The sequence below is a fragment of the Dyadobacter luticola genome (assembly GCF_005860805.1).
Taxonomy (GTDB): Bacteria; Bacteroidota; Bacteroidia; order Cytophagales; family Spirosomataceae; genus Dyadobacter; species Dyadobacter luticola.
Genome location: NZ_VCEJ01000009.1, coordinates 50,061 through 74,030, shown reverse-complemented (window position 1 = coordinate 74,030; position 23,970 = coordinate 50,061). Strand labels below are relative to the sequence as shown.

At 43.4% G+C, this 23,970-nt stretch carries 21 protein-coding genes; 12 read left to right on the top strand and 9 right to left on the bottom strand.

Going from position 1 to position 23,970, the window contains the following annotated elements; translation table 11 throughout:
• Positions 1-440 (top strand): hypothetical protein (locus FEN17_RS27380; protein ID WP_205748197.1); only part of this gene is annotated, 440 nt, incomplete at its 5' end.
• On the top strand, positions 415-2,118 hold the full coding sequence (locus FEN17_RS26710) for a trypsin-like peptidase domain-containing protein (protein ID WP_205748196.1): 1,704 nt from the start codon (positions 415-417) through the stop codon (positions 2,116-2,118). The genes FEN17_RS27380 and FEN17_RS26710, both read left to right, overlap by 26 nt.
• Positions 2,119-2,187: 69 nt before the next feature.
• Here FEN17_RS26710 and FEN17_RS26705 read toward each other — a convergent pair whose 3' ends face one another.
• Positions 2,188-2,856 (bottom strand): DUF5712 family protein, encoded by a 669-nt coding sequence (locus FEN17_RS26705; RefSeq protein WP_138368489.1) that lies wholly within the window; start codon positions 2,854-2,856, stop codon positions 2,188-2,190.
• Positions 2,857-3,524: 668 nt separating this feature from the next.
• Here FEN17_RS26705 and FEN17_RS26700 point away from each other — a divergent pair.
• Positions 3,525-4,187 (top strand): AAA family ATPase, encoded by a 663-nt coding sequence (locus FEN17_RS26700; RefSeq protein WP_138368488.1) that lies wholly within the window; start codon positions 3,525-3,527, stop codon positions 4,185-4,187.
• 312 nt (positions 4,188-4,499) lie between these two features.
• Positions 4,500-5,630, top strand: coding sequence for a hypothetical protein (locus FEN17_RS26690; RefSeq protein WP_138368486.1), 1,131 nt, complete (start codon positions 4,500-4,502; stop codon positions 5,628-5,630).
• 1,124 nt (positions 5,631-6,754) lie between these two features.
• Here FEN17_RS26690 and FEN17_RS26685 read toward each other — a convergent pair.
• Genes FEN17_RS26685 through FEN17_RS26665 form a run of 5 tightly spaced genes read right to left on the bottom strand, consistent with a single transcriptional unit; the run spans position 6,755 to position 9,251 of the window.
• On the bottom strand, positions 6,755-7,117 hold the full coding sequence (locus FEN17_RS26685; RefSeq protein ID WP_138368485.1) for a hypothetical protein: 363 nt from the start codon (positions 7,115-7,117) through the stop codon (positions 6,755-6,757).
• A 28-nt stretch (positions 7,118-7,145) separates the two neighbouring features.
• Positions 7,146-7,628, bottom strand: coding sequence for a hypothetical protein (locus tag FEN17_RS26680; protein ID WP_138368484.1), 483 nt, complete (start codon positions 7,626-7,628; stop codon positions 7,146-7,148).
• 30 nt (positions 7,629-7,658) lie between these two features.
• The gene (locus tag FEN17_RS26675) at positions 7,659-8,141 is read right to left on the bottom strand and encodes a hypothetical protein (RefSeq protein WP_138368483.1); all 483 of its coding nucleotides are present in this window, start codon (positions 8,139-8,141) and stop codon (positions 7,659-7,661) included.
• A complete protein-coding gene (locus FEN17_RS26670) occupies positions 8,141-8,848 on the bottom strand; it encodes a P-loop NTPase family protein (RefSeq protein WP_138368482.1) in 708 nt (235 codons plus the stop codon). The genes FEN17_RS26675 and FEN17_RS26670 overlap by 1 nt, the downstream gene beginning before the upstream one ends.
• 34 nt (positions 8,849-8,882) lie before the next feature.
• Entirely contained in the window at positions 8,883-9,251 is a 369-nt protein-coding gene (locus FEN17_RS26665) for a hypothetical protein (RefSeq protein WP_138368481.1), read from the bottom strand.
• Between the two features lie 282 nt (positions 9,252-9,533).
• Between FEN17_RS26665 and FEN17_RS26660 the strand changes: the two genes are divergently transcribed.
• The 3 genes from FEN17_RS26660 to FEN17_RS27575 are packed head-to-tail and all read left to right on the top strand — an operon-like array spanning position 9,534 to position 11,481.
• Entirely contained in the window at positions 9,534-9,872 is a 339-nt protein-coding gene (locus tag FEN17_RS26660; protein WP_138368480.1) for a plasmid mobilization protein, read from the top strand.
• The gene (locus tag FEN17_RS26655; protein WP_138368479.1) at positions 9,869-10,693 is read left to right on the top strand and encodes a relaxase/mobilization nuclease domain-containing protein; all 825 of its coding nucleotides are present in this window, start codon (positions 9,869-9,871) and stop codon (positions 10,691-10,693) included. Before FEN17_RS26660 ends, FEN17_RS26655 begins: the two co-directional genes overlap by 4 nt.
• 2 nt (positions 10,694-10,695) lie before the next feature.
• Positions 10,696-11,481 (top strand): hypothetical protein, encoded by a 786-nt coding sequence (locus FEN17_RS27575; RefSeq protein WP_205748195.1) that lies wholly within the window; start codon positions 10,696-10,698, stop codon positions 11,479-11,481.
• A gap of 18 nt (positions 11,482-11,499) precedes the next feature.
• On the opposite strand, the gene FEN17_RS26645 is transcribed toward FEN17_RS27575, so the two are convergent.
• The 3 genes from FEN17_RS26645 to FEN17_RS26635 all read right to left on the bottom strand — a co-directional run bounded on the left by FEN17_RS26645 (position 11,500) and on the right by FEN17_RS26635 (position 14,221).
• The gene (locus FEN17_RS26645; RefSeq protein ID WP_138368478.1) at positions 11,500-12,543 is read right to left on the bottom strand and encodes a helix-turn-helix domain-containing protein; all 1,044 of its coding nucleotides are present in this window, start codon (positions 12,541-12,543) and stop codon (positions 11,500-11,502) included.
• Entirely contained in the window at positions 12,540-13,175 is a 636-nt protein-coding gene (locus FEN17_RS26640; RefSeq protein WP_138368477.1) for a hypothetical protein, read from the bottom strand. The genes FEN17_RS26645 and FEN17_RS26640 overlap by 4 nt, the downstream gene beginning before the upstream one ends.
• 425 nt (positions 13,176-13,600) lie before the next feature.
• Complete coding sequence (locus FEN17_RS26635) at positions 13,601-14,221, bottom strand: hypothetical protein (RefSeq protein WP_138368476.1); 621 nt, start codon at positions 14,219-14,221, stop codon at positions 13,601-13,603.
• 776 nt (positions 14,222-14,997) lie between these two features.
• On the opposite strand from FEN17_RS26635, the gene FEN17_RS27570 reads away from it, so the two are divergent.
• The 5 genes from FEN17_RS27570 (at position 14,998) to FEN17_RS26615 (ending at position 23,958) form a co-directional block, all read left to right on the top strand.
• Positions 14,998-15,321: a DUF6660 family protein gene (locus FEN17_RS27570; RefSeq protein ID WP_205748194.1), complete on the top strand. Its 324-nt coding sequence runs from the start codon at positions 14,998-15,000 to the stop codon at positions 15,319-15,321.
• An 89-nt stretch (positions 15,322-15,410) separates the two neighbouring features.
• Positions 15,411-19,799 carry a CusA/CzcA family heavy metal efflux RND transporter gene (locus FEN17_RS26630; protein WP_138368475.1) on the top strand — a complete coding sequence of 1,463 codons (4,389 nt, stop codon included), beginning with the start codon at positions 15,411-15,413 and terminating at the stop codon, positions 19,797-19,799.
• Positions 19,800-19,854: 55 nt separating this feature from the next.
• Positions 19,855-21,042 carry an efflux RND transporter periplasmic adaptor subunit gene (locus FEN17_RS26625; RefSeq protein WP_138368474.1) on the top strand — a complete coding sequence of 396 codons (1,188 nt, stop codon included), beginning with the start codon at positions 19,855-19,857 and terminating at the stop codon, positions 21,040-21,042.
• A gap of 45 nt (positions 21,043-21,087) precedes the next feature.
• The gene (locus FEN17_RS26620) at positions 21,088-23,184 is read left to right on the top strand and encodes a heavy metal translocating P-type ATPase (protein ID WP_138368473.1); all 2,097 of its coding nucleotides are present in this window, start codon (positions 21,088-21,090) and stop codon (positions 23,182-23,184) included.
• A gap of 48 nt (positions 23,185-23,232) precedes the next feature.
• Entirely contained in the window at positions 23,233-23,958 is a 726-nt protein-coding gene (locus tag FEN17_RS26615) for a ZIP family metal transporter (protein WP_138368472.1), read from the top strand.
• The last annotated feature ends 12 nt before the right edge of the window (positions 23,959-23,970 follow it).

The following is a 23,970-nucleotide window of genomic DNA, read 5'->3' as shown; positions in this document are numbered from 1 at the left end:
CAAAACCTGAATTAACTAAACATGACTTAGATATGAAACCAACATTTCGAACTCTGTCGAGCGTTTTGGCAATAATTAGTATGTCCACACTGTCTTGTGATGATCGCGTAAAGCACATAGATGTTTGGGGTACTATTATTATGCGAGATCAATGTGAAATTGATGGACGTCCATCTTGGATTGTAGATTTAGATATGGAGCTAACATTTGCACCCAAAGGTGTTGTTCTTCCTGTGGTCAGTGACACTGTTAACGGAAAACAGTACAACAATTTGGTCAGGATATTTGTGGTCATTAATGCAGATGACACGACCTACATTTCAAAAGGCGATAAATTTAACTTTAAGCTTGAACGCGAACCTAGACCCTGCAATTCGAATAGATCCACCTTATCAAGTTATTCACCTTTATCTAATGAGTACGTCCATATGCCTAAGTGAAATAATATTTAAAACTCAAACTTATTCTTTTATGCGAGAAAATAAATTTACTAAATTTCTACTTGCACTTCTTCTAGGAATTTCTTCAATCAATGTGCAAGCTCAGATCGATGTTGTGTGCAGGTTTGCTGAGTATATGATTCCAACGCTGTCTAACTCGATCTGCCTTATTACGGTCACAACTGCGGAAGGTAATCCAAAACAATGTACAGGTGTTCTCGTTAACAATGAGGCGCAGGATAGAAGGGCATTCATTCTGACGGCAAGGCATTGTATTACTAACAAAAGTCTTGATATCAATCTTACACCGTCTGAAATAGCTTCGGTTGAGAACTCAATGGAAGTTAGATTTCGGTGGCGCAGGTTAACCTGTAACGCTACCACTGGAGGTGCCAGCATGGCGATTTATAATCAAGCCACTTTTCGGGCCGCTGACTTCTACTCAGATATGGCCCTCTTCGAATTAAACGCTGCTGCACTTCCGTTACCTCCCGATCTCAATTTTGCAGGTTGGAGTCGTGGAACTGAGACGTCCGGCACCATGAAGTTTATAGGTCACCCAGGTGGCCAATCCCAAAGATATGCAAATGGGCACAAAGCAGTACCTCAATCAACTGATCCATATAAACTTACGGTGACCTTTGACGAAGGGGCGTCATCAGCAGCCGATGGTGCATCAGGAGGACCATTATTTAGTGAGTATGGCCGAGTAATTGGCTTGCTATCTGGCAGCAATCCGGGTCAGGGAGAATTTGGAGAGATTTCTGCTATGTGGAATTCAAATAAGCCATCCAATAAGTCATTAAAAGCGTGGCTTTCGCCGAACCAGAATTTAACGTCTATAGGAACGCTGGTTCCCATGCAAATTGGACCGATTTCAAACGTATGTACTAATTTAAATAAGACAGCCACATTGCCCAATTTGGCTCCGGGGCAGTCTGTTACATGGTCGGCTAGTCCATCACTTACAATTGTGAGTAGCACGGGCAATAGCGTTACAGTTAAAGCTTCGTCATCGGCTGGTGGAGGAGTTGGTCAAATTAGCGCTACCTCTGGGCCGGCTAACTCAACTTTTACGACGACCAGAGATGTTTGGTGGGGTACGCCCGATATGGGATCCATAAAATATAATGGATCGTCAGCAAGCAATTATACGTTCGTCCAGCCAAATACAAACTATACAGTTGAGTATGATCAAAGTAAGTTGGTCCTTACCAATATGACAGGGAACATGAATTGGAACCCAATGCCTGGTTATGGGGGATCATACGGGGTTAATTTCTCTCAATATGATTTTAATCTACCACCAGGTCAATCTGTTCAATTTAACCCAGTATCTGCAACAAACTCTTGTGGTACAGCTAACAGGTCAATGGGATTTGAGGCGTTTTCCGGGTTTGCATTATACCCAAACCCAACTGTCAAAACCCTTTACATGAAATTTGACAATTCGAAGCATCTGGAAGGGTTACCTGAGGATATTAGCATATACGAGGAAGCCACAGGCAAAATTGTTAAACAAGTCCCCATTAAGGACGCATTTAATAAAAAATTGATTAAGGAGAATGTATTGGCCATTGATGTAAAAGATTTTCCCAGAGGTACGTACTATCTTCATGTACGTCCAAACAAGAATAACAAAAAGGATATAGATAAAATTAGGGTTGTTTTTAACTAAGGGAACATTATAGATCATAGGCCTGACGCGTTGTCAGGCCTATTTTTATCCAACCCAATTTGAATCTGATCATAACCCCCTACTAATTCCATGCTTTTTCTGTTGTTCCTGCCCGGTTTCCTGCTGCTGCGCCAACTCTTTCTTCTCCCTTTTGCTCGGCTCCAAAGCCTGGCCCTGCTCTTTGGCTTGCCTGGCCTGGTAGCCCCGCTCGGCCACAATCATATCGGCCCGTTCCATCGCTGTCCCGTTCAGCATCACCTTCCGGTATTGGAACGTCTCCGTTAGATCACGTTTATAGCTAAACGTTCGGTCAAAAGCCTTCTCGCAGCGCTCGGTAAACCCCAACCGGTCAAACTGCCCGAATTTCTGGCTGTGGCCGGCATTGCTCCCCCGGTGGTTGGTCATCGGGCTAATCAGTCGGCCATTGTCTGCCGTCTTGCGGCTCACGATCAGCTGCGCGTGCATGTGGCACCCTTCCTTGGCTTCTCCACGCTTCCGGAGGCCCTGTTTTACTTCCGGGTCTTCATGGGTGTAATACCGGTTGTATTCGATTTTGCCGTAATACTTGATATCCTTTTCAGATAGCCCTTTGTTGAAATTCCCTGCATACTCCTTCATCACTTCCCGCGCAAATGCTTTCAGCTTTTGCGGGTCGTTGCCAATATGGTCGAGCTCCTTTCCGGAAGGGCTGATATTGATCAGGTAAAATTTGGCTTCGATCTTTTTAAGCTTGGCCACATTTTGGTCGATCCCGGTTAATTAATTTCATTTAACAAATTCTGTCTGGCGGTGTTTAACGAAATTCTTACATCAGCAAAGGCGGCTTCCCCTCCCCTACTTAGTTCCAATCCTCATATGATTGAATGTTTATGACTGGCTTGGTTTTAACTATTAGTGTTAATATAAGTGCTAAAACAGTACTAAAATCAGCACTGGAAAAAGTGTTTAATATTGTGCTACTTTTAGCTCGACAAGAACCAGAGTACTAATTCCTAATTTTTAAGAACCTACTTTTGCCATCATGATACATTTTACTGACCGGCTAGTTCAATAAGTTTGCTCATTTATGAGTTGTGGGTCCCTATTGATGATTTTATCGACTGCTGCTACTTCTTCCCTCCTACTCTACATCGTTCCTTTACGTATCAAGATAGTTTTGTCAAGAAATGTACAAAGGATTTGCGATCAAATTATGCCCTAGACCACTACATGATTTAAGAGCATTGAGTAACAGCGTCATGTAGATTCCGCTTATTACAATCTGATAGTTTGAACAAAGCCTAATAGATTGAAAGTGTTTTTCAATAATAGTGTTAAAACAAGCACTGAAAATAACACTAGATATAGCATTTGTTTTTGTGTGAGATTCTGTATTAATTGCAGCATCATTTTTAACACAAGAACTAGTGGTAATATCATTCAACTCAATTAAGGGTGGGGTAGGCAAGAGTACCCTTGCTACGACGATGGCTGGATGGCTAGCAAGCCAAGGGAAGGATGTGTTGCTCGTTGATGGAGACGATCAGGAAACGTCTTCTGATTTTACCGCATGGCGGGAGCAGACACTTGGTAATACGGGATACACGCTTGTCAATATGACTGGTGCAAATCTCAGGAAACAAGTTGAAGCCATGAAGCCAAAATATGATCATATCATAATTGACACGGGTGGAAGAGACACTACTAGTCAAAGGGCAGCACTATCTGTGGCTGACGTATCAATGATACCGTTTGTACCGCGCAGTTTTGATCTATGGACAATTACTAAGGTAACGGATCTTATAGACGAAATTCAATCGATTCGGGCTGAGCCATTAATTGCTTATACGTTCCTGAGCCGTGCTGATATTCGTAGTGCTGATAACCGAGATGTTGCAGAAGCGCTCTCTCAGATTTCTCAGCTCACTTATTTGCCTTATCCGATCAGTAACCGTAAAGCTATTAGCAACGCCGCTGGATTGGGGCTTACACCGTTTGAGGGTGAAAGCATCGACACCAAAGCAACCAAAGAAATAGAGGACTTATTTAACCGTGTATTAAATGGCAACCACGTTACCGCCACCGCGTAAACCAAAAGTGACCGAAGCCGACATTGAGGCAGTCATTAATAAAGGAGGGAGTACTATTAAAGAAACTGCCCCTGCTGATCCGGAAAGGGCAAAGCACATCAATGTGCGCCTTACTGGCCAAATCATTAGTGAGATTGATAGTCGCCGATTGAAGCGTCCCCGTAGGCCTGGGTCGCCTAAGCCAGGGATCAGTATCCACGATTGGATTGTTGAGGCGGTTTTGGAAAAGCTAAATAGTGATAAATAGCACTAAAAACAGTGCTGGTTTTAGTGTCTTAAATAGTGCTGCAAGTAGTGCTTTAAACTTTGTATATGGAGGAAAAAGAAACCCAAGCTAACGTCAGCAGTGACATTAGTTCAAAAAACGACTTCTTTCTAAGTCGAATCGACAGAAGTGTTGCTGATAATCTTCATGACATAAGGAAGTCGTTTGGTGAGGATGCTGGAATAGTAAAGGATTTTATTGTATTTATTAGCAAAAACTTGAAGAAGGATCTTTTTGGGTACACTAAATTCACGCTGAAAGATTTTTGTAAAGAGTCTGGCCGAAATAGGCAGGACTTAGCCAGGAAACATCCGTACTTTATTGCCAATCCCAAGGCAGTTATTCCAGAGTACTTCGGGCATGAATTTGTTTCTGTCTTTGACTATGCGCTTTTTAACATGCTTCAAAAGAATATAATTTTTGCGAAGTCATACGCGGTCAATACAAAAAATGAGGTAATACAGCTTAAGAATTTTCCGATCCTTAAGGATATCAAGCTGAATCTGAACCGGCAATCAAACACCATAAAAATTTATGAGATCAGAATCTCTGATGAATGGCTAGATGGCTTTATTAGTCGATACTATACCATTGAAACAAATGGTTATCCCAAAATTGGTAAGGGTAGGGGAGGAGATGGCCGGAAAAGCTTATATCTAATCCTTCAGAGGACTAGGCATCAACTACTAAGCCAAAAAGAGACCACAGCTCGATTTTCAGTGGATTATCTAGCTGATTTGGCAGAGTTAGAGGTAGAGCAAAATAGATTCAGGAAAAAGTCATTAAAGAGAATACTAGATTTTTTTCAAGAAAAGGGAGACTTTCCTTTCTCCTACAGATTCGTAAAGGGTGACCCTTCTAAACCTTACCAAGAAGAGTACTGGGTTGAGCTAGATTTTTCAAGTTCAGTAAACATTTCATCCTTGACAGAACGGCGAGGAGATCATTTATTCTTCAATTCATTGATCATAGAACTAAGAAATATTTTCAATTCTAAGCATTCTAAAGTAGCAATAAAGGATGAAACGGATGTCTTTCAACGCTGGTTAACTAACGCTGACGCGGATACGGACATTAAAATAGACATACTGGTCTCAGTATATTATAAGGCTTATAATCAGCAACTTACCAAAGTACAGGCTAAACAGTATATTAGAGATGGCTTTCTTAGTAGGTAGTGCTGTCGAGTATTGCCTCGATTCAAGTGGATTCGTGTCAACCTTGTTCCAGAATTCAATGCAGCTTTCTGTCGAGTATTGCCTCATATCATCCTACAAGCTGTTTTAGTTTGACCCTTGTAACCCTCAAATTTTTTGCCCTGGGGGTTGAGAGCTAAAAAATCATTAGATATCGTTAGTGCTGTCGAGTATTGGCTCAAAAACTTGCGTGAAGTAGTTATGACATCATGATAAGTCACTTCGCTGTCGAGTATTGCCACAAATCTGTCGAGTGTTGTCACATCACTGTCGAATATCGCCACATTGCTGTCAAGTATCGTCTCTTTGCTGTCGAGTATTGCCCCATAAATAAGCATTGCTGTCGTTCTTCGCCTCCTTGCTGTCGGGCATTGCCACGTGTGTCTCTTTGCTGTCGAGCTTCGCCACGGTAAAAACAGCGTCTACAAGTACTAAACATTGATTGCTGTCGAACTTTGCCACCATATATATAGCTATTATTATAAAAACTTATAATAGGGGAAAAATAACAAATCGGTATTCGTTCCTCCGTCACTCATGACATATTTTATTTCCAACACACAAATTCGGCCTGCGTCGCTGCGCGCACGCTAAAAAGGTCTTTTGGGGTGTTGTACTTGCTACATTCTTAAAAGTTAACCTCATTATATGATGTAACTTTAAAACGGGCAGATATAATGAACTCTATTAACCGCTGAAAACTAATTTTTTAGTTATACTGATTTTGAATTGTGTGCGCCTTTTTGTCAGTTTGGCTAAGCAATATAACCCACTGTTCCACGTTAAGGTGATTATAAATATTCGTTTATACTTTCTGCAACTTTTCGCAGGTTGGCCCAGTAATTGATACATATCAATTACTCCTTCAATGTTCATTTACTGCGGCTTCAGGTCAATATTTTGTAACTGTCTGCCGGCATTGACTTTTTGATATTTTATAGTCTCCGGATTGCCCAATCAGTAGCCTAACAAAATCTTGTGCAGTACGATCTAAGGCGATTTAATATGGCAGTGTGCTTGATTCGTCCACAGCAAGAGGCACACACGAAGAAGCAGTCTTAAGTCATCTCTTTGTCGTCAGATGGAATATGGCCGGTTTTTTTTATCTACAAGAGAAACAACTCAAACCATTCTTCAAAATCGAATGTCGGAACCCTTAGTATTAGCTCTGGATTATTGGTTTTGATAAATAATTGATCCTTAATTATTTTCCATTCACGAAAAATAAGAATCATCCCCTTTGTATGGCCGGTAAAGCGGATCGGAATAACAGAAATATCTTCTAGTAACATATAAATCACAATTTGACTGTCTGGTGGAAAACCTGAAAGGTCTTTTTTGACTATTGATGCGCCAGTTGAGATTTCTTTCCCAATTTCTCGAATGAGTTGGTGGCACTTTTCATTGGCAGCTAAGATTGCTGCTAATCTTTTCGGAGAAAGCCTATTGGATTCGTTTGACTTAGCCATAGAGTTCTACTGCATAAACTGGTAAGTCTCATTTGTCAATTAGTTTGGCCAATGTGAAGCCCAGGCCAATACCGGTCACAAGGGCACTAAAAAGCCAGAATATGAACTGGGATATTGCCATTTTGACTTCATGCTTATTATTATCTGTTGGTGTTTTTACCAAACTATTTTCTAGCCGCTCTTCTATTTTGATATCCTGTCCGACATTGTTTGCTGTGTTATGGTTACCAAAAATGCTATTACTGATATTAGTTTCGGGTATTTTATGCCTGTCGCAGTATACTTGATAAGACTGGTATTGCTTTCCTTCCTTGCTAAAGCGAAGGAATATTTCCTTTCCAGAGCTATAAGTAGTTACAGTTGGTGTATCGGCAAAGCCTTCATTGATTGCTCTGTTAAAGATTTTCTTCATACGTTCCCTTTCGTAGCCTTCAAAAAATGGGACGATATCAATGCCGGCCGAGTTTCCGTCTTTCAGAATTCCATACAATTTTTCTAAATCATCCTGCATGCGCTATGGGCTTTTTGTTGAAATTGAAGTTTATTCCTCGCGGTTAATAAGTATAATGCCTTTTTTGTCCTCCGTGACTAGATAGTTTTCTTTTGGAATGAAAATTTCTCCATTGTCATTGCGTTCAAAGTACCTGGAAATGAAATTCCACTTTGTTTCAGCAAGCTCAATTTTCTCCTTATCAGCCATGGCATCTTTTATCATAAAGGCGCCCAGACAGCATAAAAGAAAAGCGGAAAAGATTAGGCTTACGGCGACGATGTTCTGACCAATGCCGGTAGACAGGTTCCCCCACCATATGGTCCAGGCTGAAGCGTTATGCCCATAGTGGTTGTTATAGGTAACCGGCCTGATCGTTTCATTCACCTTCGCAGCGGCCTGTTCAATTTTGTCAACGGATTTCTCGACAGCCAACATCAGTGGTACGATCTCGGGTTCGATTGCTGATTCTGATAAGTTAAAGCGGAGTGCCAGCCTGTGGCGCTCCGCAGCGACGTTTGTATGTTTTTCCATCAGCTAATAATTTCCTGTATTTCTTGCTGTTTTTTACGGTACATGATCCTGGACATCATACCCAGGGATGCCGGATCCGGATCAGGCTTGCTGATCAGGTTGATTATCTCGGTAACAGCCCCACCACTTCCCAAGTCGCCGAATTGTTTGCAATCTATCCCAAGTTCTTTAAGTTTTTCAACCGCCTTTTCAGCCGTTTCTTTACCGCCAAAAGTGCCCATATTGACCACCATTGTTATAGGGAATTGCCCGGCAATTCCAGCAGACACCGCGTTGTAATAATTTACGCAGGAAGCGAGGGCATCACGTCCTGCAACAATGACAAATAAACGCAGCATAGTATCCATATCTGCGAGTTCCCTGCGCAGTTCATCAGCGAGTGCGTCTTCTTGCAACAAGCGTAAGAATTCAGCCGATTCAGGTGCGCCGAAATCAATGTAGTAATTTTCAGATTTCCCTTTGGCCAGCTTTTCGAGCAGATCCATAATCACATCCCGTTCCATTTTCTTGTACTCATTGAGTATCGAGAAACTCCGGACACGATCTTTGCCGACTACCGCGCCCAAGCGCCCGATGGATGTGCCGGTAGACTCGTCCAGGTCAATAAAATTTGTTTTCTGTTCTTTCTGGTTTTGTGCTACAAACCATATAAACAGGGATTTGCCTACGCCACCTTTTGACTGTAATACCAGATTAATTTGCTTCATGCTAATAGTTATTGATTATTAATAAAGTACAATATTAGAAATCAGTAAAATCCATTCCCGGATCTTTTTTCCCTTTTGGTTCTTTTGTAGCGTTCTCAATGATTGTGCCCAAATCTTGTTCAGGCGGGGCAGGAGGGACGACTACTTGATTCAGTGGTCTGGTCACCGGCAAGCCTGGTGCAGCTACCAGTGGAGCGAGCTGGGCGGCCTGCTTACTTTTACGTCTTCTTTTCAGGTTATAGATGGCGTCCTCTGTGATTTCAATATCGAGCTCATCTTTGACCTGGCGGATCATGATTTGCGCGGGAATGTCAAAGAGATAATCGCCATAGTACCTGGCCAGCAGATCAAAGCGACCTTTCAGCTTCATTTCAAATGCCTGCAAGACATACTTCTTATCCATAGGACAACAAAAAGACACTTTTTAAACAACTATAAAACGAAAATAGAACAGAAATATATAATATTCAATAAATGACAGAGAAAAAAGTAAAAAAAGAGTTACTTGCCCTTATATTCGTTTGTTTCTTGTTTGTGTTAGAGTAAAGCAAGCCATGTGTTTGTATATACAAATTATTCGCTCCGCTCCAAATCTGCATCTCCAAACACACCGGTCGTGCCTCCCTTGACTTGCCGGGGCGCTGCCCCAAACCCCGTGTCACGGACACCTTTTATATTTTAGGCTATGGAAGACAATGAGAAGAACCCGCATTATGAAGCCCGCAAGGCCGGTTCAGCCAGGCGGGAAAACAAAGGTAAAATGATCCCTGTCCGGGTCACTGAGCAGGAGCACGCACAGATCAAGGCCAACGCGATCCTTGCCGGCCTGAGCGTGTCTGAATACCTGCGCCGGCTGAGCACAGGTCACCAGGTGCAAGTGCGGTTTGAGAAGGAAGAAAAGCGCAACCTGCAAGGTATTGGTACCAACCTTAACCAGCTGGCGGCGTATGCCAACAAAGGTTTTTTCTATGAGAAGCCTTTGCTTGAAGTTCTGGAACAACTAAAAAAAATACTAAAAGCATGATTGCCAAAACATCGATCGGATCGAGCTTTTCAGGCGCGATCCATTACGGGGCAGGCTATACAGTTGAAGGAAAAGAGATCATGGGCAAAGCGGATCTGTTGGTCACGCACAACGTGGTTTCGCGTGATCCGGAGGGCATTGCTGCTGAGATGCAGCAGGAGGCATCTTACAGCCGGTGCAAGACACCGGTGTGGCATTCATCCATCAGCTGGAAACCGGAAGAGAAACCTACCCGCGAGCAAATGATCGAGACGGCCAACCGGTATTGTCAAAAGATGGGGGCTGACCCGAAAGACCATCAAATTGTCGTTTACGAGCACCACGACAAGCCGCACCAGCATATTCATGTTTACATTAACCGCGTGCCGACGGATGGGAGCAAGGCGCTGGAAACTTCGCACAACTATGCACGCAATGTCCGGATCTGTAAAGAGATCACGCAGGAGCTTGGGTTCTCTAAATTAGAAAAACTTGAAGAAGGAAAGCTCCGCCATGTGGCTGTCAACCAGGAGGACGCACAAAAGGTCGTTAATATCGCAATAAAGGCTGCTTTGAAAGAAGAATCAGAAACCCCGGAAGACATGGAGAGGCGGCTAAAAGAAAAAGGGATTGATTGCAAGTACAAGATAGAAGAAGGGAGGCTCAAATATTCCAGTTACAGCTATCAGGGCGTGCCAATCAAAGGGCAGGATGTTGGCTTTACCGCCAAACAGTTACAGGCCAGGCTGGACAAGAATCTGGAAGTTAAAAAGGAGCAATCGCAGCAAGTCAAACCGGAGCCGGAACACAAGCAGAAACGCGGCCGTGGGATGGGCTTTTAAAAATGCGGTTTATATCTTGCCAAACTGTTAAAGCAGCTGTACAAAACAACTGTGAAAAGGCGCTGCACCTGATGCCAATGCAACCTATGTTAGAATTAATAGGAGTTAAAAACAATTGTATAATACTTGGTCTTCATATATCGAAACCTTACATTGGAGCAGTTATAATTTTAAACCCTAGCTTAATATATATGGCGCTTACTGATTTTTTTAGGATTAACCTCCCATATGGTATTCAGAAAAACAAAGAAGGTTATTGGTCTGCTTTTAATAGAGAATATAAGCCACTCGGTTATAATGAGTCTTCCTCTGTAGTTGATTTTGATCAACTTCCCGTTCACACAAAGTATAAGGGATTAACGTCGCTTCAAATAACAAAGCTGATCAAAAATCGTGAACATATTCATTTAGATGAAAGTGGCGATGTGTGGCGGTTTTTTCTTTATGAGGACAAGACTAATCCACAATCTAGTCCCGCGTACTGGGATGAATATTTTACCAAAATTAAGTCGCTGTCTAAGTTTGAGGTAGATGAGATTTCGGAAGATAGGAGAGTAATAAAACCAGTTATTTGGAATAATGTTATCGACGCTCTACCGAAGGACGATAGATTATTGCAAGTATTATCAAGTCAGCAAGATGGAGAATGGCGAGCATCAGCAACATACAATAGTATTGATGATGGAGAATACAAGCCTGGTTTTTATACCCTGGACAAAAATGGTAACGAAGTACTAGTTAACTTTAAAGTATGCTGGTGGGCATACGATGACTATTTACCATATTAATTAAGCCCCAGAAGGGGCTTAATTTCTTGAAACTTGAAAAAGTCGGGGCTTATTGAATAATAACTCTTCCAAGTCGTCCATTGAGAGGTGCAGAAGACTAGCCAACTCTTGTTTCGTATAGTTGAGATCGGTGAGATATAGCTCGACGATATCACTTAAAATTGTTGGCTTTTCAGGTTCAAAAAGTTCTGGCTCACCGAAACTGCGATAGCCATTTGCAGAGAAGCCTTTCATCATATAATAATATTGATCCTGGGTTATTGTGCCCAGATCTTTGGCCTTTCGAGCAATAGAGGCCATCGACGTTTTCCAATACCGTTTTAGATCAGTCAACGTACTAGAATTGAGTTTGTTCAAATAAGGCCTTATATCTTGACTGGGCATTAGTAGTTCGCTCGCAAATTCATGTGCTTCTTGTTCTTCATCCCGGCCATGGTCTTTTTTGCCCCAGTGCAAAACTAAATGTCCCAGCTCGTGGGCCAAAGTAAATCTCAATCGGTCTGAGGTCCTTCTGTTGTTAAGAAATATGACCGGATATTTAATGTCTGAGTAAGTACTAAAACCGTCTTTTTCACCAAGATCTAATAGCATCACTAAAATACCATTGTCTTCTAGCAGCTCAGTGAGGTTGTTAATCCGACCTTTAGGTATTTTCCATTTATCCCTTACAAATAAAGCGGCCATAGCTGGGTTTCCACCATCTACATCAATATCCCAGCTTGGCACATTAGGTTCAGGAAGTTCGACTGCCGTCTGTAACGTCGTAAAAATGCGTTCGACAATTGTCATTTTAGCCAAATACATTTTAGACGCCTTGTCTGATATGGACTGTTTAGACCGATAGTGACCTCTAACATAGAAGTATGGATCCTGAGTGAAAAAATCAATAGGGTAGTTTAGGGACTTACCGAACAATTCTATTAAGTACTCAGGAGCCGAAAGCTGGCCCAGTTCAATTTTTGAAATAGTACCCTGGGCAACCCCTGATTTTTCAGAAAGTTGCTTTTGAGTATACCCGCGTGATTCCCGGGCAAGGGTTAATGTTTTTTCATTGAATTTCATACTGAATCATTCGTTCCAGATTTCTTGATGTTGAGTGTTTGATAAATTTCTTCGTCCGTGAGTTTAAGCTTGACCTTCCTTTTACGTCCTTCGTTTCTTTCAAATACTGATAATTGCTCACTGCTATTTCGACGGTCTAGTTCATATGACCAGTGAAGGGTGTCTTCATTGTCAGGGCATAGCAAATAAATACCTCTTATGGAGGTCCAATTTTCATCAGGCAAATATCCTGCAAAGAGCAAAGTTGGACTAGCCGGAAATCCCTGTATTTCTCCTTGTCTCATATAATTAATATACTGGTTTGTCTTACGACAGCTGATTTTGCGGCTCTCATTGATTTTATTAAACCGAATGAATACGTCGTCTTTTACCTTCACGCCGAATATATTGTTCCATTTATCAACTTCGAAAATCTTGCTATTAGTAAACTTTTCAGCAACATGCGACTTTAAGTGATCGTGTATGATATTTGCCTTCGTTCGATTTTCATAGGACACAGGCCTACCAAATTGATTAGCTAAATCACACATTGATAAGTGTTCAGCGAAACTACTTTGAATGCAATCAGCCAAAACATCATACATCGGCGAAACAATTTCATGCGCTTCTGCATAGGTCAAGATTTTTCTCATTTTCGTATAAGTTCGTTTAAGCAAAGCTAACGATTTTACGAAAAAATAAAATAAATATTCCAAAAAATTCACAAAAAATATTCCAAAATAGTTACTATAAATATTCCGGATGACATGTTGATATGCATAAGTAGCACAATACGCCTTTTATATTTCAGAAAAACCGTGGTTAAAACGAACTTTGTCGTACTTTCTAATTTATGGACAGAAATGGTCAAGAGGGACAAATTGGTACACTTAATTAAATTGGCATGCCTTTAAGAGTACTTTCCTGTGTTTGATATCCTGCTCTGCTGTTACATAAGAAAATCGGCTTCTTGTAAATCTTTTTCTGACTCGCCTGCTTTCTCCCCAAGAGATTTGCCTGGATAGATTAGTTTTGATTGCTTTTTTATTGGTACAGGACAGAATAATAATATACCGGATTATAACTCGATAAAAAAGTTAAAAATGGCAAGACAACATAATGTTAAACCGGTGATCAGCTGCTCATTGTGATTCAACCAGTGAACTTTGAGTCTATTTATCCCGTGGTTTGCTAGCGCAACCATTACTAGCATACCTGCAATGGTAAGAATGTTATAAATAATAATGATAGTTGCCACTGACATCCAACCCATTGTACCGGCACTTAGAAAATAAGCGCTGATTTCAAAGCACGGTGATAAAAACATCACAGTGACCAGAGAAAACACCAGCTGCTTGTAGCTTTTACCTTTTACTATTTTCTCATCGATGTGGCGGTGCTCATCTCCCCTTAAATGCTGCATAATAAACCATATCCCTAACACCAAAAGAAGCAGCGGAACCACTCTCTGAGCAATTATATGCTGATTTTCTGCTAGCTGGAAACCAGCAAAGCTTGCTAGAAGACCAAAAATGGTAGTACTTAGTGTATGTGCAGCTCCGGCCAGCAGCGTAGTTCGCAAGATCTGCCCAAGTCCCCAGCCCTGGGCCTTTCCTATAGTGACAAAAGGGAGCCAGTGGCTAGGAATCAGTGCATGAATAACGCTTAGGGCAATACTGCCGAAAATAATCTGATTCATTTTTGAAGTCATTATATGCTTTTCAATCGAGCTTACATCTGTTATTGATGAAGGCGTAGCACTTAAAAACAGAGTGGCCACCCTTTCAGCGTAAATACCGCTAAACTGACCTAGCTGTTATAGCGATTTGGTGATTAATCTTTATTCATCTTCAACTTAATCCATCAGAACATCGTTCAAGCACTTTTATACCTTTAGGCAATGACACGTTTGACACCGTTTTATGCAATTGAACTTTATAAGCAAATATGGGGAGCTGGGCCGCAGGGTCAGTTACGATCGTCTTCGTTTTAATGGCCAGTAGATGTTTTCAGTTGAGAGCCATCTTTACAACAATGGTTTGCACCCCACAGATAACGCCGAAAACAATGAACAGGTAAGCGATAATGTCCAGTCAAATCATTCAAGTTTAAAATGATAAATCTAAGTAGCAACAGGAATTACCTGCATTCCATTGGTGTTATTTCCAATGCGCCATGAAGTAGTGTCTCAATCTGAAAAAAATGGCTGCCAACATCAATGCCGCGATCAAGTAATACAAGACCATCATGAAAGTCCTGGGCTTAGTTCGCTTGGAGGTTTTCAAAAATCCGCTGTATGGCGATCTTTTCGGTTTCATCCGGTTGACCTTATTGGGGATAACCTTTCTGCTCTTCATTGTTAGTCTGAAATTGCGGTGTTATCGGTAGCAATTAAATTTTAAATCACAAATATCACAGGAAAATTATTTCATTTTTGCCTACCTGTTGCACTTTCATTTAAATTATCTTTGCGGCATGATTCGCATTGCTTTAATCATATTGGCCATTTATACAACTGCACTTTCCTGCATTCCCTGCACGGACACAGTGTCGATGGAAGCATATGGCACAACCATAAATGTGATTAAAGCGGGTCAAACGCGTCAGCAAGCAGCTGACATAGATCTTTGTACGCCATTTTGTACCTGTGCCTGCTGTGCGAGTGTTTCAATGGCTCAGCCCGTTGCTATTTTGCCTGCAAAAGCGGCTTTTAGCTTTTTCAAGGCAATCACTTTCGCCTACCTTAGCCGTTCCCATAACGGTAATATATCATCTATCTGGCAGCCGCCACGCGCTTAGCCTACCTGTATTACTAGACTTGCTTCTGCGATGCGGCCATTATCCTGGCCGCCGTCATAAGCTCATTCATACACGTAAGCTAATATCTAATGTTAGATAAAATCATTCATTTTTCAATTCACAATAAGCTGATTATTGGAATACTTACCCTTGCCTTAATTATTTGGGGAGGGTATTCATTGACCCAGTTACCTATTGATGCGGTTCCTGATATTACAAACAACCAGGTACAAGTCATTACCGCCAGCCCATCGCTAGCAGCCCAGGAAGTGGAAAGGCTGGTTACTTTCCCAGTAGAGACAGCGATGGCTACCATCCCGGGCACCGAAGAAATCCGTTCTATTTCAAGGTTTGGCCTTTCAGTAGTAACTATCGTTTTCAAAGACGACATTGACGTATATTGGGCCCGTCAACAGGTTTCCGAGCGCCTGCAAACGGCGGTTGAACAAATACCACCCGGCGTGGGTTCGCCCGAACTGGGCCCGGTTTCAACAGGCCTGGGCGAAATTTACCAGTATGTACTGCACACAAAAAAGGGTTTTGAGAAAAAATACCCTCCTATGGAGCTTAGAAGCATCCAGGACTGGATCGTGCGCAGGCAGTTACTTGGCACTGAGGGAGTCGCCGATGTAAGCAGTTTTGGCGGGTTTTTGAAGCAATATGAAATTGCCATCGACCCATTTAAGCTAAGAAGTGCCCAGATTTCTATGTCTGAAATCTTTGCTGCTCTTGAACAGAATAACCAGAATACCGGAGGGGCGTACATTGACAAAAAACCCAATGCTTACTTTATCAGAAGTGAGGGGCTTATCGGAAGCCTAAAGGATATTGAAAAGATCCAGGTTAAAACCACATCCAACGGCCTTCCTGTTTTAGTCAGGGATATTGCGACTGTGCAATTTGGTAGTGCTGTGCGCTATGGGGCAATGACCCGCAACGATGAAGGTGAAGTAGTAGGTGGGCTTGTTTTGATGCTAAAAGGCGCAAACTCTTCCAAAGTGATAGGCAATGTAAAGGAAAGGGTAGAGCAGATCCGCAAATCGCTGCCGGAAGGTGTGGTCATCGAACCATTCCTTGACCGTACCAAATTGGTTAACAACGCCATTCATACCGTTTCAAAAAACCTGATAGAAGGTGCTTTGATCGTCATTTTTGTGCTTATCCTTCTTTTAGGAAACCTAAGGGCGGGGCTCGTTGTGGCATCGGTCATCCCGCTAGCAATGCTGTTTGCTGTCAGTATGATGAACCTTTTTGGTGTTTCCGGTAATTTGATGAGTTTGGGTGCGATTGACTTTGGGCTTATCGTTGACGGGGCGGTGATCATTGTGGAAGCAACGCTTCACCATATTGTAGGAAAGAAATACACCCACCGGCTTTCACAGAACGAAATGGACCGGGAAGTTTACGAGTCTGCCTCCAAGATCAGGAATTCAGCAGCATTCGGTGAAATTATTATTTTGATTGTTTACCTGCCAATCCTGGCACTGGTGGGCATAGAAGGTAAAATGTTCCGGCCTATGGCGCAGACCGTAAGTTTTGCGATCCTGGGCGCATTTATCCTGTCTCTGACTTATGTCCCGATGGTTTCGGCGCTGTTTCTGAGCAAAAAGAATGAGCATAAGGCAAACATTTCTGATAAGATCATTGCTTTTTTCCATAGGTTGTATGTGCCTGCGCTGGCTTTTGCCCTGCGTCAGAGGTTTATTATTGTAGCGAGTGCCTTTGGCCTTTTTGGGATCAGCCTTTGGATCTTTTTAAATATGGGCGGCGAGTTCATACCGCAACTTGACGAAGGTGATTTTGCCATTGAGATGCGGGTTCTGACCGGGAGCTCGCTTTCTGAAACCGTGGACGCTGCCCAGAAAGCCGCGGGCGTACTCAAGAAGAATTTTCCTGACGAGGTTGTGGAAGTAGTAGGAAAAATAGGATCCTCGGAAATTCCGACAGACCCTATGCCGGTAGAGGCGGCGGATGTGATGGTCATTTTAAAGGAGAGATCAGAATGGACAAAGGCCGCTGGCCGTGAAGAGCTGGCAGAAAAGATGCAAGAAACCCTTACCCAGACCATTCCAGGGGTAACATTTGGATTTCAGCAGCCCATCCAAATGCGTTTTAACGAGCTAATGACCGGGGTCAAGCAGGATGTTGCCATCAAGATTTTCGGAGAGGACCTGGATGTGCTGGCTGAGCAGGCGGCCAAACTTGGAAAACTGGTTGGTTCTGTCGAAGGGGCAGAAGATTTATATGTGGAAGCGGTAAGTGGGCTTCCACAGATCGTAGTCGGTTTTGACCGTGACCGCTTGTCCAAATTCGGTATTACCATCGAAGATGCCAACCGGACACTGAACACAGCCTTTGCCGGAAGCAGCGCAGGGTTGGTATATGAAGGAGAAAGAAGGTTTGACCTGGTAGTAAGGCTCAATAATGCGAGCCGCCGTACATTAGATGATGTCAGCGCCTTATTTATTACTTCCCCGACGGGTCAGCAGGTTCCTTTGGATCAGGTAGCCACCGTGGAAATGAAAAATGGCGCAAACCAGATCCAGCGTGAGGATGCTAAACGCAGGATCACGATCGCCTTTAATGTACGCGGCCGCGATGTGGAAAGTATTGTAAAGGAAATCCAGGCCAAAGTAGACAGCCAGTTAAAGCTTCCAACCGGCTACTATGCAACTTATGGTGGGCAATTCCAAAATTTGCAAGAAGCAAGCACGCGTTTGAGTATTGCGGTCCCAATTGCTCTGTTGCTGATTTTTGTGCTGCTGTTCTTTACATTTAACTCACTTAGACAAAGCCTGTTGATATTGACTGCCATCCCACTGTCAGCGATTGGCGGAATATTTGCGTTGTGGCTCAGGGACATGCCTTTCAGTATATCGGCGGGTATTGGCTTTATTGCCCTTTTTGGAGTAGCGGTACTCAACGGGATTGTGTTGATCGGTGAGTTTAATTTTTTAAGGAAGGAAGGGGAAACCGATCTTCGAAAGGTTATCTTCCAGGGCACTGAAACCAGGCTACGCCCGGTATTGATGACGGCCCTTGTTGCATCCCTTGGTTTTTTGCCTATGGCTCTTTCTTCCAGTTCTGGGGCCGAGGTACAACGTCCCCTTGCAACCGTGGTAATTGGAGGATTGGTTTCGGCGACCCTTTTGACACTGCTTGTGCTGCCGGTACTTTATCTGATTTTTGAAAAACGGTTTGGTAAAGCTGCCTTGATCAAGCCCGTCTCATTGATTCTTTTAGCGGCAGTTGCCAGTATATGCGCACCATCAGCCAAGGCACAGGATTCCACGGGTTCAGTTAGAAAGATTTCGTTGTCCACAGCTATTGAGGAAGCGTCCGCTAAAAACCTTGAAATAAAATCAGGTGTTTACCAGATTGATGTCCAAAGGGCATTGCTGGGAACGGCCAGGGACCTTGCCAAAACCGACGTTTCATGGATGGGTGGGCAGTATAACAGCAGAAAGTTTGATAATCAGTTTAATGTAAACCAGACACTTTCCCATCCAGGGGTGACTGCCAAACGACGGGCCTTATTGTCCGAGCAGGTAAATGGTATCCAGACCAGGCTGGAAGTAACAAAAAACGAACTTGTCCGTCAGGTTAAAAGTACCTATTACAGTTTGTTACTGATTGAAAAGCAGCGCGACCTTTTGTTGCAGGAAAGATTGCGCGCACAGCGCTTTGTGAAAGCCGCAGAGCTCCGCTTTAAAACCGGGGAGGCCAATCAGCTCGAGTCTTCGGTAGCGCAGAGCGAGCTTGGCGATATCGAGTCCCGCATCATACAGAATCAGGGGGATAAGCTAAACCTGCAAAAACAGTTACAGACACTGATTTTTAGTTCTGACGCCGTTGCACCCGATGTGGATACGCTGACAAGGCGAACCCTGGCAGGCCTGACACTGGACACTTCCGGGATCAACAGCAATCCATATCTAAAATTTTTACAGCAGCAGATTATTATTGATCAGCGTACAACCGCATTTCAACGCACAAGTCTTCTGCCGGATTTCAATATCGGTTATTCCAACCAGTCCTTGATTGGAACACAGACATTCAATGGCAATGATGTGTATTACGGGAGTGGAAAACGTTTTCATGCCTTTCAATTTGGGGTTTCCATACCGATTTTCAACGGAGCTTCCCGCGCACGCATCAAAGCTTCCGAGCTTAACGAAAAAGTGAGCCGGAACCAACTTGATCTGACCAGCTTACAGTTGACCAGTTCACTCCAGCAGGCCATACAGACTTATCAAAGCGCAAATCAAAGCCTTGACTTGTATGAGCGGAACACATTGGTTTTGGCTGACGTGATCCGCAATAATGCAACCAGGGCCTATGAAGGCGGGGATATCGGCTATGTGGAATTTGCCCAGTCACTTAACAGGGCGTTGAATATCAAATCTACGTATTTGAACCTTCTGGACTCCTATAACCAATCGGTGATTGAGATAGAGTTCCTGTTAAACAGACAATAAAATCAGTGCATTAATTAGATCGTAAATCATGGTTTATATAGAAAAGGTAATTAAAATGAAAAATATCATCGTTGTTTTATTTCTTCTGGCAGCTTTATCTTCCTGTGGCAAATCTGAGGGGGAAAAAGCTGAAACCGCTGAAAAAACGCCCACGGCAGAAGAAAAACCGGCAGAGACCAATACGGTAGCGCTTACAAAAGCACAATATGAAACGGCTGGGGTAGAAATCGGAACGACAACGACCCGGAACATCAGCGAAGTGGTGACTGCTAATGGTAAAATTGACATCCCACCTCAAAATCTGGTCAGCATTTCAGCGCCAATGGGTGGTTTTGTCAGAAAGACCGACCTGTTGCAGGGAACGAAGGTTAAAAAAGGCCAGATTCTGGCCACCATTGAAAATCCGGATTTTATCCAGATACAGCAGGACTACCTGGAAACCCAGAGCAGGCTTGAATATGCGCAGCTCGAATTCAATCGTCAAACTGAGTTGAGCAAGGAAAATATCAATGCCCAAAAAATCCTGCAACAGGCCGGTTCTGAGGTAAAAAGTCAAAAGGCGAGATTGGAAGGATTGACAGAAAGGCTTAAAACGGCTGGCATCAGTCTAAAAACCTTAAATAGCGGAACGATCGTTAACAGCGCTTCGATTTATTCCCCGATCAGCGGGTCAGTTACCGCAGTAAATGTCAATATAGGTAAATATGTCAACCCGACCGATGTCATGTTTGAGATCGTTGACACAGATCACTTGCACGTGGAGCTTTCTGTTTTTGAACAGGATATCCCAAAGATCAGGCTGGGCCAGTTGGTCCATTTTACGGTCAGCAATAATGCAGATAAAGAATATACAGCCAAAGTGTATCTGATCAATCAAAAAATCAACGAAGACCGCACCGTTAGGGTGCATTGCCATCTTAGTAAAGAGGAACCAGGGCTTCTCCCTGAAAACTTTGTAAAAGCAATTATTGAGACCGGGGCTAGCCCTGTAACTGCGCTTCCTGAACAGGCTATTGTCGACTTTGAAGGTAAATCTTACATATTTATCCAAAATGCTGCCGTAAAGGATTCGGCTGGAACTGAAATGGCGTTCGAAATGACAGAAGTCGTCAGGGGCGCGTCAGAAAACGGGTACTCGCAGGTTAAGTTTCAGGAGGGCTTTGATGGTAAATCGGCCAGGATTGTTTTGAAAGGGGCTTATGCCTTGCTGGCAAAACTTAAAAATGCAGAGGAAGAAGAATAGATTTTAGTTATGTATGCATTGATCAGAACGCTAATTCTTAAAAACATGGAGGAAGATAAAAATAACGAGAAGAATAAAGCGGCCGCCACAAAAGGCAGCACGCTGGATCCAAACCAGGCCCAGGATCATCAGGGTGATGCCCATGAAGGTCATGAACATGAAAGTCACAAGGAAGGGGAAAGTAAGGAGCATACGCATGAACACGGGGGTATTTTTGGAAAAAATACCGAGCTTATTTTCGCGTTGCTCTGCGGGGCTTGCCTGGGAATAGGGTTTGGTCTTTCCTATGTTGATTCCATCCCGGATTGGGTTAGTTTGGCATTTTATATTGTGGCCTACTTTTTCGGAGGGTTTTTCACCGCCAAAGAGGCGGTTGAAACGATTGCGAAAGGAGGTTTTGAGATTGATTTTTTAATGCTGGTAGCAGCCATTGGGGCCGCTATTCTGGGAGAGTGGGCGGAAGGGGCCCTTTTGCTATTCCTGTTTAGTTTAGGACATGCGCTGGAACACTTTGCGATGGGCAAGGCCAGAAAATCCATTGAGGCCCTGACAAGCCTGGCACCTGCGGTTGCACTGGTTTTAAGGGATGGAAAACAACAAGAGGTACGTATCGAAGAGTTGAAGCTTGGAGAAATAATCATCATCAAACCCAACAGCAAAATCCCCGCAGACGGGGTGGTCGTTAAAGGGGAGGGTAGTGTCAACCAGGCCCCGATTACCGGAGAAAGTGTTCCTGTAGATAAATCGCCTGTTGCCGATGCGGGCAAAGATTACAGCCAAGAGAAGAACATTGAAGCCCAGTTCCGGGTTTTTGCCGGAACTATTAATGGTGGGTCGGTTCTGGAAGTGAAGGTGATCAAGGAAGCCAAAGATTCGACCATTTCCCGTTTGGTGAAAATGGTCAATGAAGCAGAAAAGCAAAAATCGCCTACCCAGCTGTTTACAGACAAGTTCGAAAAGTATTTTGTACCTGCTGTTTTGGTACTTGTCACGTTGTTATGCTTTGCATTTCTTGTTATTGACGAGCCTTTTAGCAAAAGCTTTTACAGGGCCATGTCTGTGCTGGTAGCAGCAAGCCCGTGCGCGCTCGCCATATCTACACCCAGTGCTGTTCTGAGCGGAATTGCCCGTGCAGCCCGTGGGGGCGTACTGATTAAAGGAGGAGGGCCACTCGAAGACCTTGGAGAGCTTAATGCGATTGCCTTTGATAAAACGGGTACACTCACAGAGGGAAAACCCAAATTGACCAATGTAATCCCGCTTAACAATATCAGCGAGGAAGAACTTTTAAAAATTGCCATTGGGGTAGAGAAGCTTAGTGATCATCCACTGGCAGCAGCCATAGTGAAGGGGGCGGAAGAAAAAATAAAAGGGATCCAGGCAGATGAAGCCAGAAATGTTCAGGCTGTTACCGGCAAAGGAGTGAAAGCAGAAGTGGGTGGGAAGCAGGTCTGGATTGGAAACAAGGCCTTGTTTGAAAACGAAAAAGACGGTATCCCCAAGGATTTGGTCAGCCAGGTGGAAGAATTGGAAAAAGGGGGACATACTTCGATGCTTGTTAAAAGAGAGGCCGACTTTATCGGTATACTTTCCCTGATGGACGTCCCGCGCAAAGAGGCGCAGCATGTGCTGAAAGAGCTGAGCTCTTTGGGTATCAAAAAAATGATCATGCTTACCGGGGACAACCAACAGGTGGCAGAAGCGATCGCCAAACAGATCGGTATTACAGATGCCTGGGGGAATTTGATGCCTGAAAACAAAGTCGAAGCTGTTTCAAAGCTTGCAGAATCAGAGAAAAAGGTAGCAATGGTTGGTGATGGGGTCAATGATGCACCGGCGATGGCTAAAAGCACAGTGGGAATAGCCATGGGTGCTGCCGGGTCCGATGTGGCGCTGGAAACCGCCGATATTGCGCTGATGGGGGATAAGCTGGAAAGCCTGCCGTTTGCCATCGGCCTTAGTCGTAAAGCAAGGGGCATTATCAAACAAAACCTATGGATCAGTTTGGGCGTTGTAGCGGTCTTAATTCCGCTTACCATTTTGGGCATTGCCTCCATTGGGCCTGCCGTAATTGCCCATGAGGGATCGACTTTGATCGTTGTTTTTAATGCATTAAGGCTTTTAGCTTATAAAAATGACTAAGGACATTTTATCGGAATAATAGATCTGTAAAGAAAACAATTCGCTGATATGGTCTCTTCGAAAGAAATTGTTTTTACTTTAATTCCTGTACTGCTGTGGTATATCGGCGGAATGATCGCCTATTTCAAGCCGCCAGGTGCGGCATTGAAAAGCATTATCCTTCATTTTGCGGCCGGGGTTGTATTTTCCGTAGTTGCCGTAGAGCTCCTGCCGGATATGATCAAGATACACGATGCGAAATCAATCATTATTGGCTTTTCGTCCGGAGTGGCAGCCATGCTGCTCATCAAATATTTTACCGGGAAAATCCAGCCAGCTGTAAAAGTAGCAGAAGTAAACGGTTTGCCATGGGGTGTACTTATAGCCATGGGTATTGATCTGCTGATTGACGGGATACTGCTGGGCATTGGCTTTGCAGCAGGGGAGAAGGAAGGGGTGCTGCTTGCGGTTGCCCTTGCCTTAGAATGTTTATCGCTTGGAATTGCCACAGTAACATCTCTGTCGGGATCATCGCCCTCTAAAAAGGTCATTCATCTTACCCTTCTGGCTATGGCTTTGGTATTCATTTCAGGCTCAGCGCTGGGACTGCTATTACTGCACAATACCTCTGACAACGTGCTAGAGTTAATACTTTCTTTTGGGTCAGCGGCTTTGTTGTTTCTGGTCACCGAGGAGCTGCTCGTGGAAGCCCATGAAGAAAAGGAAACTGCTTTTTATACGGCCTCCTTCTTTACGGGTTTTCTCATTTTTATGATCCTGGGAATGATGCTTTGAGTTTATGCCACC